This window comes from Pedobacter sp. (assembly GCF_965249885.1).
Taxonomy (GTDB): domain Bacteria; phylum Bacteroidota; class Bacteroidia; order Sphingobacteriales; family Sphingobacteriaceae; genus Pedobacter.
Genome location: NZ_OZ252254.1, coordinates 2,990,817 through 3,007,420 on the forward strand (window position 1 = coordinate 2,990,817; position 16,604 = coordinate 3,007,420).

Sequence of the window (16,604 nt, forward strand, 5' to 3'; positions counted from 1 at the left end):
TGCCTAGCTTTGCCCTGCGAAATAATAACCTTCGCATAATAGCAAATGAATATTGCAATAAATGGTTTTGGCCGCATTGGGCGTATGTTTCTACGTGCTGCTTTGCAAAGAGGATTTAATGTTGTGGCCATTAACGATCTAACTTCTGCTTCAACTTTAGCACACTTATTCAAGTACGATTCGGTTCATGGAATTTATTCCGGTGAAGTTTCATCAAGTGACACCCAGTTATTTATCGACGGAAGAGAAATTGCCATCCTAAGCAACGCAAATCCTGGTGCTTTACCGTGGGCAAGCTTAGGTATTGATTTGGTAATTGAGGCTACTGGAAAGTTTGCTAATAAATCAGGTGCTGATCAACATTTGCAAGCTGGTGCTAAACAGGTGTTGGTATCGGCGCCAGTGGCCGATAAAGATATACCAATGGTGGTGATGGGGGTAAATGATCAATTGATAGATTTTTCTTCGCCGGTGTTGTCCAATGCTTCATGCACAACTAATAATGTAGCACCAATGGTAAAAATATTGGATGATTTTTGGGGTATCGAAGATGGTTATATTACTACTGTTCATTCTATGACAGGTGATCAAAGTTTGCACGACGCACCACACCATGACTTACGTAGGGCTAGGGCTGCTTCGTCATCAATTATTCCTACTTCAACTGGTGCCGCAAAGGCTATAACTCATATTTTTCCGCATTTAGATGGCAAGTTAGGGGGAGCTGGTATCAGGGTTCCTGTGCTTAATGGCTCTCTAACAGATTTTACTTGTATTCTTAAAAAGAAAACTACTATTGAGGAAATCAATAAAGCATTCCAGCAAGCTGCCGCTAACGAAATGCAAAAAATCCTACAATACACAGAAGATCCTATCGTTTCGGTTGATATCATTAATAACCCTCATTCTTGTGTTTTTGATGCACAACTGACTTCTATTGTAGGTGATTTAGTGAAAGTGGTGGGCTGGTATGATAATGAATCAGGCTATTCTAATCGACTGGCTGATGTAGTGGAAAGAATAGGACAACCACCAATAGTCAATTACCAATAACCAATAACCAATCACCAATCACCAATCACCAATATTCAATCACTAATAAACAATAATACGCAATAGCAATGATCAAATTTGTTCCATTAGCCGAAGTGTTGGCCTTAAGAAGTAAAATGTTAAGAAATGGTGCGCCTGAAAGCGAATGTGTGTTTCCAACAGACCAAGTTAATGGCGTATTTCATCTGGCCTACTACGTTACCGAGCTCGAGATAGCTACCGTTGCCACTTTCTTCCCTCAAAATTTAGATAGTAAAACAGGTATGGGTTACCAATTGCGTGGTATGGCAACCGATCAAGCTTTTTTTGGAAAAGGATATGGGGCAGATTTAATAAAATATGCTGTAGATTACCTGAAAGCGGCTAAAGCTGAGTATATTTGGTGCAACGCCCGTACATCTGCAGTTGATTTTTACAATAAGCAAGGCTTTCAAACAATATCGGATGAGTTTGATATTTCAGGTGTGGGGCCTCATTATGTGATGATTTTAGACTTAATATAGAAACCAAAACAATAAAACAAAATATAGAAATAATGAATACAGTAGATCAATTTGATTTTAAAGATAAAAAGGCCATTGTAAGAGTCGACTTTAATGTACCTCTTGATGCAGACTTTAACATTACTGACGATAAAAGAATGAGGGCAGCTTTGCCAACAATTCAAAAAATAGTAAGAGATGGTGGTTCAGTAATCTTAATGTCGCACTTAGGTAGACCTAAAGATGGACCTACGGATAAATATTCCTTAAAACACATCGTAGCTGATTTGTCTCGTATGTTAAGCTTGCCGGTGAAATTCGCTGAGGATTGTATTGGGGAAGATGCGGTACACCAAGCTGCCAATTTGTTTCCGGGTGAGATTTTGTTATTGGAAAACCTCCGTTTTTATAAAGAGGAAGAAAAAGGTGATGTTGCATTTGCTGAAAAGCTATCAAAAATGGCAGATGTTTATGTAAACGACGCCTTTGGTACAGCCCACAGAGCGCATGCATCAACTACCATTATTGCTCAATTTTTCCCGGGCGCTAAGTACTTTGGCTACTTAATGGCCGAAGAAATCAAAAATGCAGAGAAAGTGATCAACGGAGCCGAAAAACCATTCACTGCAATTATGGGTGGCGCTAAAGTATCTGATAAAATTTTGCTTATCGAGAACCTGTTGGACAAAGTGGATAACCTGATTATTGGTGGCGGCATGGCCTACACTTTTGCGAAAGCGCAAGGAGGTGAAATTGGTACGTCTTTGTTGGAAGCAGATAGAATGGCGCTTTGCTTAGAGTTGTTGGATAAAGCTAAAGCAAAAGGAGTTAATTTAGTATTGCCGGTGGATACGGTAATTGCAGACAAGTTCGATAACGAAGCGCAAAAAGACACTGTTGATAGCGGTGAAATTCCTGCAGATTGGATGGGGTTAGATATTGGTCCTAAAACAATTACGTTATTTAGCGATATCATTAAAAACTCAAAAACTTTGCTCTGGAATGGTCCGATGGGCGTGTTTGAAATGGATAACTTCCTGCACGGGACTAAAGCTGTTGCCGAAGCTGTTGTTGAAGCGACTAAAAATGGTGCATTCTCACTAATTGGCGGCGGTGATTCTGCTGCGGCAATTGCTAAGTTTGGTTTAGAAGATGAAGTAAGCTACGTCTCAACTGGCGGTGGTGCTTTGTTAGAATATATGGAAGGTAAAGAGCTGCCAGGAGTAGCGGCAATCGAGAGATAATAATCAAATTAAATTTTAAATAAATAGGGTTAACTCCTTGTAAATAAGCGGCCCCGACTAAAAAGTCGGGGCCGCTTTATTTTTTTACCACTTCAAAATCTGGCCTCACAATAGCAAAAAGTGGGTTAAAGTGGTAGAAAATGTATGTTGAAAACTTTTTTGTGGTAAAAAGTGGTAAAAAGTGGTAGAAGTGATTTACTTTTACACTACATAAGAAGTGTAGCTACTATAATGAACCAACTCATCGGAGAATTTGATTGTAAATTGGATGCGAAAGGGCGCTTGATGGTGCCTGTTTTGCTGAAGAAGCAATTGCTTGATGTAGAGCGAGATGGGTTGGTTGTGAATAGGGGTTTTGAAAAGAATTTGGTCATTTATCCTAAAAAAGTTTGGGATGAGACCGTAGCTGAATTAAGTAAGCTGAATATGTTCGAGCGTAAAAACCGTGAGTTTGTTAGGGCTTTCCAACGTGGCGCTATGCCGCTTACTTTAGATGCTGCCGGTCGTGTGCTTTTGCCAAAAACTTTAGTGGAGTATGCGGGAATTGAGGCTGATTTAGTTTTGGCTTGCCAGTTGGATAAAATTGAGGTTTGGGATAAAAAGGTTTACGATGGGCTTTTTGATGATGTTCCTGAGAACTTCGCTGCATTAGCTGAAGAAGTGATGGGTGGAAAGAAAGGAGGTGCTGATGGAGAATAATTACCATGTGCCGGTATTGTTGCAAGAGTGTATTGATGGCTTGGCTATTAAACCTAACGGCGTTTATGTTGATGTAACTTTCGGTGGCGGTGGCCACTCTAGAGAAATTTTAAAGCATTTGGGTGCTGATGGAGTTTTGATTGCTTTTGATCAGGATCCGGATGCGCAAAGAAATAAAATTGATGATCCTCGTTTCCATTTCGTGGATCAAAACTTCAGCTATCTAAAAAACAATCTTCGCTTATTAGGTTTTAAGCAGGTTGATGGAATTTTAGCTGACTTGGGTGTTTCTTCTCATCAATTCAACGAGCCAGAGAGAGGTTTCTCTACACGTTTTGATGCAGATTTGGATATGCGTATGGATCAGCAGCGTGAGCTTACTGCTGCAAAAGTACTGAACACTTATACGGAAGAGGGCTTGCACAGGATATTCGGGTTGTATGGTGAGGTGCAAAATGCTAAATCATTAGCTAGAACTATCGTGACAGCCAGATTGGATGAGCCTATCCAAACTTTGTCTGGTTTTAAAAATATCATTGCCGCCCATATCCCGCGTGGTAAAGAGCATAAATATATGGCGCAGGTTTTTCAAGCGCTGCGTATCGAGGTGAACGCTGAAATTGAGGTGTTGGAGCGCTTTTTAGAACAAACTGCGGAGGTGTTGAAGCCTGGAGGCCGATTGGTAGTGATTGCTTATCATTCGTTAGAAGATCGCCCGGTAAAAAACTTCTTAGCTAAAGGAAAATTTAAGGGCGAAGTGGAGAAGGATTTTTTTGGAAATGACCAGAAGCCTTTTAACGCAATTACCAGAAAAGCGATTGTGGCAAGTGCAGAAGAATTAGCTAGTAATAGCAGATCTCGCAGTGCGAAATTAAGAATAGGAGAGCGGCTGTGAACAGGTTTAGGGAAAAAATAGAAGAGGAGTTGGCTAATGAGGATCCGATTGAGGAGCTGGAAGAGCCTAAACTGAAAAAAAGAGAGCCTGCCAAAGAAGGTAGCGCTACTGCGTTTTTCAGAAAGCTGTTTGTTGACGGAGCGGTATCAAAGGAGGCAGCAACAGATATGTTGCCTTATTTAGTTTTCTTATGTGTTATTGGGATGATTTATATCGCCAACAGTCACATGGCAGTGAAACGAATTAGAGATATAGACCGCTTAAGCAAAGAAGTGAAAGAATTGAGTTGGGAGTATAAGTCTTTAAAAGCGGAGCTGATGTTTAAAAGTAAAATGACGGAGGTGGCTAAAAAGGTAGATACGTTGGGTTTGAGAGAATTAATTGAACCACCAAAAAAAATAGTAGTAGAAGTTAGACAATGAACATTAGAGCAAACATATTACTTAGAGTGTACTTGGCTTTTGGGCTAATTGTGCTTTTTGCGCTTGCCGTATTTGCTAAGTTATGTGATGTTCAATTTAGACAAGGTCATAAGTGGGTGGCCATGGCTGATAGTTTATCGACTAAGGAGTTTGAAATAGAAGCCACTCGTGGCAATATCTATTCGGTAGATGGCAGTTTGTTAGCTACTTCGGTGCCTGAATATGAGTTGCGGATGGATATGTTTGCTGGCGGTATTCAGGATGATAAGTTGTTTAATTCTAAAGTGGATTCGCTTGCGATGAAACTGGCCGATTTTTTCAAAGATAAAAGTGCTAAAGATTATTCTCGCTACCTGCGCACAGCTAGGCAAGATAGTGTTCGCTATTTATTGATTAAGCGTAAGGTTTCTTATCAGGATCTAAAAGTTATCAGAACGTTTCCGTTGTATAATGTGGGTAAATATTCTGGCGGCTTAATGGCGATTCAAAAAAACAGAAGGATTTTGCCTTTTAAAGCTTTAGCTGCACGTACAATCGGTTATAAAAACGAAAATGTAAAAAACGGAGTTGGCTTGGAGGGTGCTTACGGTAACTATATCAATGGAGAAACAGGCAGAAGGTTAATGCAGCGTATCAGTGGTGGAGTTTGGATTCCGGTAAATAGCGATGCGGAAGTGGCGCCTAAAGACGGGGCCGATATCATCTCCACTATCGATGTAAATATTCAGGATTTAGCACAAAGTGCGCTGGAGAAACAACTGATTAAAAGTCAGGCACATCATGGTTGTGTAATCGTAATGGAAGTTGAAACAGGTGAAATTAGAGCGGTAGCTAACTTCACGAAAGTAGAAGAAGGCGTATATAAGGAGCAGTTCAATTATGCCATTGCAGGTAACCAAGATCCAGGTTCTACTTTCAAGTTGGCATCTTATATGGCATTATTGGAAGATAAAAAAGTGGACACCAATACCTTGATTGGTACCGAAAACTATCGTTTGCCAGGTGGTCACACTATTAAAGATTCGCATGGAAGTATTGGTGTGGTAACTGTGAAAAAGGCTTTTGAGCAGTCGTCAAACTCGGCTATTGCACAGTTGGTGAATAACAACTATCGTGATAACCCAATGCAGTTTACTGACCACCTTTACAACTGGCATTTAAATGAATTAACTGGTTTGCAGATACCTGGAGAAGCTAAGCCAGTAGTTAAAAATCCAAAAACTTTCAAAAGTTGGAATAAAAATATGACGCTGCCTCAGATGGCTTACGGTTATGAGATGCAGTTAACACCATTGAAGATGTTGACGCTTTACAATTCCATTGCTAATAATGGAAAAATGATCGCTCCAATCTTCGTACGGGAAATTAGAAGATTGGGTAATCCAATTGAGCAATTTAAGGCTAAGGTAATGAACGAAAAAGTTTGTTCAGATGTAACCTTGTCTAAATTAAAGGCTATGCTAGAAGGCGTGGTGAACAATGGTAGTGGAAAGCAAATTGTATACAATCCTCTATATAAGATTGCCGGTAAAACTGGTACTGCGCAGGTGGCAGATGCTAATTTGGGTTACAAGGCAAAAAGACAATATCAGGCTTCTTTTGTTGGGTATTTCCCAGCCGATAAGCCTAAGTACTCCATGATTGTGGTAATTAATGATCCAAAAGGCGCTTACTATGGAGCGCTGGTTTCGGGTCCGGTATTTAGAGAAGTGGCAGACAGAATTTACGCTAGCGACGTGAATATGTATAATAAAGTAGAGGAGCGATTTGTTGGTAATACCATAGCTCCAGAGGCTAAGGCAGGCCAAAGTAAAGCCACTAAGAAGGTGTACAACGCATTTGGTATTAAGGCACTTTATGCTGCAAAATCCGACTATTTCAATTCTATTGATACTAATAATGGAGTTGCTTATGAAGAAAGTAATCCAGTAAAAGGAGTGATGCCTAATGTAAATGGAATGGGATTGAAAGATGCGATGTATTTGTTGGGCAATGCAGGCCTTAAAGCCAGGGTTAAAGGTAGCGGCAAGGTGGTAAGCCAATCTATACAAGCTGGAAGCAGAATTGGCAAAGGTTTGATGGTAGATATACTGTTGCAATAAATAGAATGTTAAATGAAAAAATGAACAAATGAGAAAATCGGACGATGAAAGTCGGGACTTAAAAATTACTCATTTATTCAATTAATCATTGTTAGATATATGAATTTACAAGATTTACTTTACGGTGTTTCAATTAAAAGTGTAGTGGGTGTATCTCAGTTGGAGATTGGTGCGCTTACTTTTGATTCGCGTACGGTAAATGCCGGAACATTGTTTTTTGCAATTAAAGGCACTGCTGTTGATGGTCATGAATTCATCGGCAAGACCATAGACGCGGGTGCATCTGCAATTATTTGTGAGACGCTTCCATCGATTTTAAATGACAAAGTCACTTACGTAGTTGTTGAAGATTCTTCGGAAGCTTTGGGGGTAGTGGCTTGCAATTTTTACGGTAATCCATCTACAGAATTAAAGCTAGTAGGCGTTACCGGAACTAACGGAAAAACAACTATTGCCACATTGCTTTATCAGTTATTTAGTAAGCTCAATTATGGTACAGGTTTGATTTCTACGGTACAAAATCAAATCAAAGATAAAATAGTTCCGGCTACGCATACCACGCCAAATCCAATTGCACTAAATCAGTTGTTAAGGGAAATGGTAAGTGAAGGCTGTGAATATTGCTTCATGGAAGTAAGTTCGCATGCTGTGTCGCAACATCGCATTGCTGGATTAACTTTTGCAGGTGCTGTTTTTTCAAACATCACTCATGATCATTTAGATTTTCATAAAACCTTCGATAATTACATCAAAGCTAAAAAAGGCTTTTTTGACATGCTGCCTAAATCGGCTTTTGCCTTAACCAATACCGATGATAAAAACGGTATGGTAATGCTGCAAAATACAAAAGCGCATAAGAAAACCTATGGCCTAAAACAAATGGCTGATTTTAAGGCTAAGGTAATAGAAAATAGGTTTAGCGGTTTGCATTTGGAAATAGACCAAACCGATGTCTACTTCAAGATGGTGGGTTCGTTTAACGCATATAACTTGCTTGCAGCTTATGCTACTGCAGTTTTGTTAGAGCAAGATAAGATGAAAGTGCTTACTGCGCTTAGCGCACTTTCCGGAGCGGAAGGTAGGTTCGATTACATCGTTTCTAAAACTGGCATTGTAGGTATTGTGGATTATGCACATACGCCTGATGCAGTTCAAAATGTGCTGAGCACCATTGCTGATATCAGAAAAGGAACCGAACAAGTAATTACTGTGATAGGTTGCGGCGGCGATAGGGATAAAACTAAACGTCCGGTAATGGCTCAGGTGGCATGCGACTGGAGCGACAAAGTGATTTTAACTTCGGATAATCCACGCACTGAAGATCCGCAAGCCATCATTAAAGATATGGAGATGGGTGTTTCTCCATCTAATCAGCGCAAAGCCATCAGTATTTTAGATAGAAAGGAAGCGATTAAAACTGCTTGTCATTTAGCAAAACCGGGAGATATCATCCTCATTGCAGGAAAAGGGCACGAAAAATATCAGGAAGTGAATGGTGTTAGACATCATTTCGACGATAAGGAAATTATTAACGAACAACTAAACCAAATCAGCTAATGTTATATTTATTATTCGAATATCTACATAAACACTACGATTTCCCGGGATTAAGGTTGTTCCAATATCTTACTTTTCGCTCGTCGCTGTCTATTATCTTGTCGCTGATCATTACTACGGTTTATGGTCGTCGTATCATCGATTACTTGCGGATGAAACAGGTTGGGGAAACCGTTAGAAACTTGGGTTTAGAGGGGCAAATGCAAAAACAAGGTACACCAACAATGGGTGGTATCATGATTTTAATGGGTATTTTGATTCCTACCATCTTATTTGCCAACATCACCAATATTTATGTGATTTTGATGATCATCACAACATTATGGATGGGTGCAATTGGTTTCTTGGATGATTACATCAAAGTATTTAGAAAAAATAAGGAAGGTTTAGCTGGCAGATTTAAAGTAGTTGGGCAAGTAGGCTTGGCAGTAATTGTGGGTGTAACCATGTATTTCCATCCCAACATTGTGGTACGTCAAACGGTAGATGAAACAGCTAAGGTAGATACCGCTAAAGTGCAAAGTTCAGCACCAATGGTATTGCGCAAAAAAGGCGAAACCTATTATTACACACAGGATATCAAGTCGACAAAAACAAATATTCCATTTTATAAAAATAACGAGTTTGATTACGCCAAAGTGGTGAAGTTTTTAGGAGAAGGCTACGAAAAATATGCTTTCATCGTATTTCTCGCTTTCGTGATCATTATTGTTACTGCGGTATCAAATGGAGCTAACCTTACTGATGGTATTGATGGTTTGGCCACAGGTACTTCGGCCATTATTGGTATAACGTTAGGTATTTTTGCCTATGTTTCTGGTAACACCGTTATCGCGGATTACCTGAATATCATGTACATCCCTAATAGTGGTGAGCTGATCATTTTTGCGGGGGCATTTGTTGGTGCTTGTATCGGATTCTTATGGTACAACTCTTATCCGGCTCAAATTTTTATGGGAGATACGGGTAGTTTAACTATTGGCGGAATCATCGCAGTTTTTGCCATCATGATTAGAAAAGAATTGCTGATTCCAATTATCTGCGGCGTGTTTCTGGTAGAAGTGCTGTCGGTAAGTTTGCAGGTTACTTATTTCAAATACACTAAAAAACGTTTCGGTGAGGGAAGAAGAATCTTCCTAATGTCGCCTTTGCACCACCATTACCAGAAAAAAGGATATCACGAAGCAAAAATTGTTACCCGCTTCTGGATCATTGGAATTTTACTGGCGGTAATTGCCTTTGTAACACTGAAATTAAGATAGATAAAAAGTAGTAAGTCGAAAGTCAAAAGTAAAAATGCAAAGTTGTCAGTCTGAGGCTTTCGAAGACTAACAATGCTAAAAGGAAGTAAAATAGAAGATAAAATGAACTCGAATCCTGACATATCGCAAGAAAAGACACAGTCGAACCCGGCTGCGGCTAAGCGTATGGTGATTTTGGGCGCTGGTGAAAGTGGCGTTGGTGCCGCAAAACTTGCTCAAAAACAGGGCTTCGATGTTTTTGTTTCCGATTTCGGAGCAATTGCTGCGGCCTATAAAGCTGAGTTGCAAAGCATGAATATCCCTTTTGAAGAAAACCAGCATACTGCAGATTTGATATTGAACGCTACTGAAGTAGTGAAAAGTCCAGGTATTCCTTCAAAAGCGCCAATGGTAAAAGCACTGGTTGAAAAAGGTGTGCCTGTAATTTCAGAAATAGAATTTGCGAAACGATATACTAATGCTAAAACGGTTTGCATTACCGGCTCAAATGGTAAATCAACCACAAGTATGCTAACCTACCACATCCTTAAAAATGCAGGTTTAAATGTAGGATTAGCAGGTAACATAGGTCATAGTTTCGCAGCGCAAGTAGCCGATCAAGATTTTGATTGGTACGTGTTGGAAATTTCAAGCTTTATGCTGGATGATATGTACGAGTTTAAGGCTGATATCTCGGTATTGCTTAACATCACTCCAGATCATTTGGACAGGTACGACTACAATATTGCTAATTATGCAGCTTCTAAGTTGAGGATCACTCAAAATCAAACCCCTGCTGATAGTTTTATTTACTGTGCTGACGACGAAGAAACCAAGAAGATTTTAACCACAGCTAATATCCAAGCTACTACATATCCCTTTTCTATCCTTCAAAAAATAGATAGAGGAGCCTATTTGGAACAAGATAACATCCACATCAATATTAATTTAAACAACAAACTAACCATGTCAATTTCAGACCTAGCCTTACAAGGTAAGCACAACATCTATAACTCAATGGCCTCAGGCATAGTAGCGAAAGTACTGGAGTTACGCAATGAAACTATCCGCGAAAGCATGGGTAATTTCAAAAATATTGACCATAGGTTAGAATTTGTAGCCAAAATCAATGATGTAACTTATATCAATGATTCAAAAGCGACCAACGTTAACTCTACTTGGTACGCATTGGAAAGTGTAAATACTGATGTGGTTTTAATTATGGGTGGAGTAGATAAAGGCAATGATTACACCATGTTGAAGGATTTGGTTCGAGGTAAAGTAAAAGCAATCATTTGTTTGGGTAAAGATAATAAGCGTATTCACGAAGCTTTTGAAGATGATGTGGAAGTAATCGTGAATACTTTCTCAGCAGAAGAAGCGGTACAAGTAGCTTACCATTTGGCAAAGAAAGGCAGTACAGTTTTGTTGTCGCCAGCTTGCGCAAGTTTTGATTTATTTAAAAATTATGAAGACCGAGGCAATCAGTTTAAAGCGGCAGTGAAAGAACTATAATAAGTAAAAAGTTTAAAGTCAAAAGTTATCGGTGAAATCACAGAATCTGTGTAACCAACGAAAAAATCAATAAAAAAGAAAATGTTTAACATCAACGCACTTCTTGAACGTACCAAAGGCGATCGTTGGATTTGGATCATCATCATGCTCCTTTCAATGATCTCGATTATGGTGGTGTATAGTGCCACTGGAGCCATCGCTTATAAAAAAGGGATTTCAGTTGAAAAGTACCTTTTGTTTAAGCATGTGATTTTCGTAATACTTGGGGTAGTAATGATTTATATCGCCCACTTGCTGGATTATAAATACTACGCAGGTATTTCGAAGATTTTGATGATCATTACCATACCGTTATTGCTTTATACTTTGGCCTTTGGTCAAACACTTAATGACGCATCACGTTGGGTGAAAATTCCAGTAATTAACTTGACCTTTCAAACATCCGACTTAGCTAAGTTGGCTTTGATTACTTTTTTAGCTAGGATGTTAACCCGTAAACAGGAGAACATCAAGGATGTGAAGAAAGCTTTCTTGCCAATTATGGGTTCGGTTTGTGTGGTATTTATATTAATTGCATTAGCCAATTTATCGACAGCACTGATGTTGTTCGGCGTTAGTATCTTACTGCTCATTATTGGTCGTATCAGTATCAAACAAATCCTTACCGTTTGTGCTGGAGGTTTAGTGCTATTACTTTTTGTGGTGTTTTTAGGTCCTAGGAAAGAAACCTATAAGTCTCGTATCGAATCGTTTTTACATCCTGAGTTACAACATTCTGATAAAACATATCAATCTGATCACTCAAAAATTGCATTGGCTACAGGCGGCGTATTAGGCAAGGGGCCGGGCAATAGTACCGAACGAAACTTCTTACCGCATCCATATTCCGATTTTATTTTCGCCATTATTATTGAGGAATATGGAACGGTGGGCGGTTTAGTAGTGATCATTTTGTACCTCACCCTATTGTATCGGTGTGTGCTCATTGTAAATCGAAGTCCCAAGGCTTTTGGGGCGTTGTTGGCGGCCGGATTGAGTTTTAGCTTAACCATTCAAGCTTTTGCCAACATGGCTGTTGCAGTAGGTTTAGGTCCAGTTACGGGTGTGCCTTTGCCGTTGGTAAGTATGGGAGGTACCTCCATGATTTTTACAAGTATCGCCTTTGGCATTATTTTAAGCGTAAGCCGCGATGTGGAGGAGAAAAGCAGTGGCGTTAAAAAAGAGGATAAAGTGATTGTAGGAGAAATACCAGCGATGGCGTAAGAGAAATGAGAAAATGATGAAATGAGAAAATGATTGAATAACGATGGAGAATAATAAAATTGATTTCGTTACGGCGTTAAAATCGAGAACTAAGGAATTTGTCGTCGCTTCGATAAGGCTTTTTCAATCATTGCCGAAAACTGATGAGGCTAGAATTCTAGGTAAGCAGTTTTTGAGATCTTCTTCATCGGTAGGAGCAAATTATAGAGCCGCATGTAGAGCAAGGTCTAAGGCTGAGTTCTTTGCTAAATTAAGTATTACAATTGAGGAAGCTGATGAAACGCAATTTTGGTTAGAGATATTAATTGAATCAGGAATAGTAACAAAAGATATAAAGGATTTAATGAAAGAAGCGGGTGAAATAGTAGCTATCTTAACTAAAGCTAGAAAAACAACGAGCGATAGTCGATAGTATTTACTCACTTACTCATTAAATCATTTACAATTAAATTAACATGAATAATTTCCCAAAAATTATCATATCTGGTGGTGGCACTGGCGGGCATATTTTCCCCGCCGTTGCTATCGCTAATGCCTTAAAAGCAATTTCGCCACAGTGCGAGATTTTGTTTGTTGGGGCAGAAGGTCGCATGGAAATGGAGAAAGTTCCGGCGGCTGGATATCAAATTGTGGGACTAAATATCAGTGGTATTCAACGAGGTTCAATTTTTAAAAACCTTGGGCTACCATTTAAGGTTATAGGAAGTGTGCGCAAAGCGATGAAATTAATTGCCGATTTTAAACCTAACGCTGTTGTTGGGGTTGGTGGTTATGCTTCTGGCCCTTTGCTTTATGCCGCATCGCTAAAAAACATACCTTACTTGATTCAAGAGCAAAATTCATACGCCGGTGTTACTAATAAATTGTTAGGCAAGAAAGCTTCAAAAATTTGCGTAGCATTTGATGGAATGGAAGCATTTTTTCCAGCGGATAGAATTTTGAAAACTGGAAATCCGGTAAGAAAAAACATTGTAAGCATCGAAGGACGTAGGCATGCTGGTGCAGAGCTTTTAAAGCTTGACCCATTGAAGAAAACCATTTTGGTTACTGGCGGGAGTTTGGGTGCGGGAACCTTGAATAAAGCGATAGAAAAACACCTCGGCGAAATCATCGCACAAGATGTGCAGGTAATTTGGCAAACAGGAAAGTTCTACTACAAAGGAATCGTAGAGCGGTTAGGTCAAAATTTCCACCCTAACGTACGTGTGTTAGAGTTTTTGAACCAAATGGATTTAGCCTATGCAGCTTCAGATGTAATTATATCGAGAGCCGGAGCTGGTACCATTGCAGAGCTTTGCCTTATCAAGAAACCGGTAATCTTGGTGCCTTCGCCAAATGTTGCGGAAGATCACCAAACTAAAAATGCCTTGGCATTGGTGAAAGAAAATGCAGCTATTTTAATTGCAGATGCTGCAGCGGAAGATACTTTGGTGGCGCAAGTATTAGAACTGCTAAATGATAAAGAAAAATCAGCAACGTTGAGTGAAAATATAGGTAAAATGGCTTTTGCTAACGCTGATGAAGTAATTGCGAAAGAAGTATTGAAATTAATTAAGTAAAAAGTAAAAAGTAAAAAGTTGTTGACCGAAAAGTCAAGCATGAGCTAGAAAACGGCAGATATAGGTAACGAAAAGTCTCAAATCTCAATACTCATATCTCAAATCTAAAAGAAATGGAATTATCAAATATCAATAGGGTTTATTTTGTAGGCATAGGGGGCATAGGCATGAGTGCGCTTGCTCGTTATTTTGCAAAACGTGGCTGCGTAGTTTGTGGCTATGACAAAACTCGTACTGCTTTAACTGCACAGTTGGAGCAAGAAGGTATTTTAATTTCATTTTTAGATGAGGCAGATACCATCCCGGTAGCGTTCAGAGAAAAATACGATGATACGTTGGTGGTTTACACACCTGCTATTCCGAAAGATGCACAAATCCTTAATTTTTTCCAAAGCAAGGGGTTTGATTTAAAGAAACGTTCGCAGGTGCTTGGCATTATTAGCGAAGGCATGTATTGTGTAGCTGTAGCGGGTACGCATGGTAAAACAACAACCTCATCTATGGTTGCACATATTTTAACCGACACCGGTTTTGGTTGCACCGCCTTTTTGGGTGGAATCACCACAAATTATCAAAGCAACGTGCTTTATAGTAAAAACAATGTGGTAGTAGTGGAGGCCGACGAGTACGACCGCTCGTTTCTTACCCTTCATCCAGATGTTGCTGTGATTACCTCAATGGATGCAGACCATTTAGATATTTACGGAGATGAGAGTCATTTGCATGAGTCGTTTAATTTATTTGCTGATCAACTTAAACCGGAAGGTCGTTTGTTTATTAAGGATGGCCTGCCTATAACAGGAATAACGTATAGCGCAAGCGGCGATGCTGCTATTAATGCTCAAAACATCCGGGTGCAAGATGGTTGTTTCGTCTTCGATTTTGAGGATGGCTACACTACCATAAAAGATTTAAAATTGGCAATGCCTGGTAAGCACAACGTGGAGAATGCTACGGCAGCTATCGGTGTTGCATTGAGCTTGGGCATCCACCCAAATAGTGTGAAAAAAGCGGTGGCTAGCTTTAAAGGGGTGAAACGTAGGTTCGAAACTATCGTAAAGAATGATCAGCATATTTATATTGATGATTATGCACATCATCCCGAGGAGTTAAAGGCTTGTTTTGATGCAGTAAGGCAGTTGTACCCTGAAAAAAAACTGACAGTAATTTTTCAGCCGCATTTGTTCACTCGCACTCGCGACTTCGCTGAAGATTTTGCAAGCGTATTAAGCAGTGCCGATGACATCGTGTTGTTAGATATTTATCCAGCAAGAGAACTGCCTTTAGATGGGGTTGATTCTCAAATGCTTTTGAATAAAATCACAAATGAAAATAAACAGCTGTGTGCAAAGGAATCAGCTGTTGAATTGATAAAAAATAAAAACCCAGAGCTATTGGTAACAGTTGGCGCTGGAGATATTGACACCTTAATTGAACCGTTAAAAAACACTTTAAACCATGCTTAAGAGAATTAACTGGAAAGCAATTTTTAAAGTTTTCGCTTGGCTAACCTGCTTGGCGGGCGTGGTGGTGTTGATGAGTTTCATTGGTGTTAAAAAGCATACTGTTAAGTGTGCTAAAATTGAAATATTGATTCCTGGAGCGGACAATTTTATTGAAATAGAGGAAATAGATGCTATCCTAAAACAAAATCAAGGCGATCTGATTGGAAGAAATTTAGAAGGTATCAACCTACATGATATCGAAAAGAGCATTGCCGCAAATCCTTACATCGGTTTTGTGAAAGTTTACGCCGATATGAACGGTACTGTTTTTATTGAGGTGAAACAGCGCCAACCTGTTTTAAGGATTTTAAATGCCGGTGGTCAAGATTATTATGTGGACAGAGATGGTCTGAAAATGCCTGTTTCGCCAAACTTTACTGCTAATGTTCTGGTGGCTTCGGGCAACATCCTAGAAGGTTTCAACGGAAAGGTGGATACCCTAATGACAGGTATAGCCAAAGATCTGTATAGAACAGCGGTGTTTGTGAAAAAGGATACACTTTGGGATGCGCAGATTGAGCAGTTGTATGTAAATGAAAAAAACGATATCGAAATGGTGCCGAGGGTTGGCAGTCAACGGATCATTTTGGGCAACGCTAAGGATATAGCTATTAAGATGGAAAATCTGCTTGCTTTTTACAAGCAGGCAATGCCTAAGGTTGGTTGGAATGCTTATCGATCTATCAATCTGAAATACATCAATCAGATTGTTTGTGAAAAAAGAGATTCGCTTGCGATAAAGAAGATAGAAAAATTAATTGTACCTGATTCTATAGTGCAACAGCGACAAACGATTGATGCAGAAGTGAAAGCTGCAATACAGAGCGAAATCAATAAAGCCACTCAAACGCAGCCGACTAATGAAACTAAAAGTGTAAAGACAACCGAAGCTGCACCAGTAAAGGCAGAAACGAAAAAAGTAGAAAAGGCAAAAATAACAACTACTGTTGACGCTAAGAAAACAGATGCAAAGAAGGAAAAAGATAAAGAGGTAGCAACGAAGCCGAAAACGGAGCAAAAAACAAGCTCCAAAGAAAAAGACAACAAGAAAACGAACAGATAATATC

At 39.4% G+C, this 16,604-nt stretch carries 15 protein-coding genes; all 15 read left to right on the forward strand.

Annotation, left to right across the window (positions count from 1 at the left end):
• The first annotated feature begins 45 nt into the window (after positions 1-45).
• The 15 genes from gap to ACY2A0_RS12805 all read left to right on the forward strand — a co-directional run bounded on the left by gap (position 46) and on the right by ACY2A0_RS12805 (position 16,600).
• A complete protein-coding gene (gap, locus tag ACY2A0_RS12735) occupies positions 46-1,053 on the forward strand; it encodes a type I glyceraldehyde-3-phosphate dehydrogenase (RefSeq protein ID WP_461789902.1) in 1,008 nt (335 codons plus the stop codon).
• A 68-nt stretch (positions 1,054-1,121) separates the two neighbouring features.
• The gene (locus tag ACY2A0_RS12740) at positions 1,122-1,556 is read left to right on the forward strand and encodes a GNAT family N-acetyltransferase (protein WP_461789903.1); all 435 of its coding nucleotides are present in this window, start codon (positions 1,122-1,124) and stop codon (positions 1,554-1,556) included.
• A 32-nt stretch (positions 1,557-1,588) separates the two neighbouring features.
• The gene (locus ACY2A0_RS12745; RefSeq protein WP_461789904.1) at positions 1,589-2,779 is read left to right on the forward strand and encodes a phosphoglycerate kinase; all 1,191 of its coding nucleotides are present in this window, start codon (positions 1,589-1,591) and stop codon (positions 2,777-2,779) included.
• Between the two features lie 231 nt (positions 2,780-3,010).
• Positions 3,011-3,478, forward strand: a complete 468-nt coding sequence (mraZ, locus tag ACY2A0_RS12750) for a division/cell wall cluster transcriptional repressor MraZ (protein WP_461789905.1) — start codon at positions 3,011-3,013, stop codon at positions 3,476-3,478.
• On the forward strand, positions 3,468-4,373 hold the full coding sequence (gene rsmH / locus ACY2A0_RS12755) for a 16S rRNA (cytosine(1402)-N(4))-methyltransferase RsmH (RefSeq protein WP_461789906.1): 906 nt from the start codon (positions 3,468-3,470) through the stop codon (positions 4,371-4,373). The genes mraZ and rsmH overlap by 11 nt, the downstream gene beginning before the upstream one ends.
• Entirely contained in the window at positions 4,370-4,795 is a 426-nt protein-coding gene (locus ACY2A0_RS12760; protein WP_461789907.1) for an FtsL-like putative cell division protein, read from the forward strand. The genes rsmH and ACY2A0_RS12760 overlap by 4 nt, the downstream gene beginning before the upstream one ends.
• A complete protein-coding gene (locus tag ACY2A0_RS12765; RefSeq protein WP_461789908.1) occupies positions 4,792-6,897 on the forward strand; it encodes a penicillin-binding protein in 2,106 nt (701 codons plus the stop codon). Before ACY2A0_RS12760 ends, ACY2A0_RS12765 begins: the two co-directional genes overlap by 4 nt.
• 99 nt (positions 6,898-6,996) lie before the next feature.
• Positions 6,997-8,454 (forward strand): UDP-N-acetylmuramoyl-L-alanyl-D-glutamate--2,6-diaminopimelate ligase, encoded by a 1,458-nt coding sequence (locus ACY2A0_RS12770; protein ID WP_461789909.1) that lies wholly within the window; start codon positions 6,997-6,999, stop codon positions 8,452-8,454.
• Complete coding sequence (gene mraY / locus ACY2A0_RS12775; RefSeq protein ID WP_461789910.1) at positions 8,454-9,716, forward strand: phospho-N-acetylmuramoyl-pentapeptide-transferase; 1,263 nt, start codon at positions 8,454-8,456, stop codon at positions 9,714-9,716. Before ACY2A0_RS12770 ends, mraY begins: the two co-directional genes overlap by 1 nt.
• A gap of 165 nt (positions 9,717-9,881) precedes the next feature.
• Positions 9,882-11,210, forward strand: coding sequence for a UDP-N-acetylmuramoyl-L-alanine--D-glutamate ligase (gene murD, locus ACY2A0_RS12780; protein WP_461791755.1), 1,329 nt, complete (start codon positions 9,882-9,884; stop codon positions 11,208-11,210).
• A gap of 81 nt (positions 11,211-11,291) precedes the next feature.
• Entirely contained in the window at positions 11,292-12,473 is a 1,182-nt protein-coding gene (locus tag ACY2A0_RS12785; RefSeq protein ID WP_461789912.1) for an FtsW/RodA/SpoVE family cell cycle protein, read from the forward strand.
• A 43-nt stretch (positions 12,474-12,516) separates the two neighbouring features.
• The gene (locus tag ACY2A0_RS12790; protein WP_461789913.1) at positions 12,517-12,885 is read left to right on the forward strand and encodes a four helix bundle protein; all 369 of its coding nucleotides are present in this window, start codon (positions 12,517-12,519) and stop codon (positions 12,883-12,885) included.
• A 43-nt stretch (positions 12,886-12,928) separates the two neighbouring features.
• Positions 12,929-14,032, forward strand: a complete 1,104-nt coding sequence (gene murG / locus ACY2A0_RS12795) for an undecaprenyldiphospho-muramoylpentapeptide beta-N-acetylglucosaminyltransferase (protein WP_461789914.1) — start codon at positions 12,929-12,931, stop codon at positions 14,030-14,032.
• Between the two features lie 113 nt (positions 14,033-14,145).
• Complete coding sequence (murC, locus tag ACY2A0_RS12800; protein ID WP_461789915.1) at positions 14,146-15,498, forward strand: UDP-N-acetylmuramate--L-alanine ligase; 1,353 nt, start codon at positions 14,146-14,148, stop codon at positions 15,496-15,498.
• Positions 15,491-16,600, forward strand: a complete 1,110-nt coding sequence (locus ACY2A0_RS12805) for a cell division protein FtsQ/DivIB (RefSeq protein ID WP_461789916.1) — start codon at positions 15,491-15,493, stop codon at positions 16,598-16,600. The genes murC and ACY2A0_RS12805 overlap by 8 nt, the downstream gene beginning before the upstream one ends.
• Positions 16,601-16,604 lie beyond the last annotated feature (4 nt).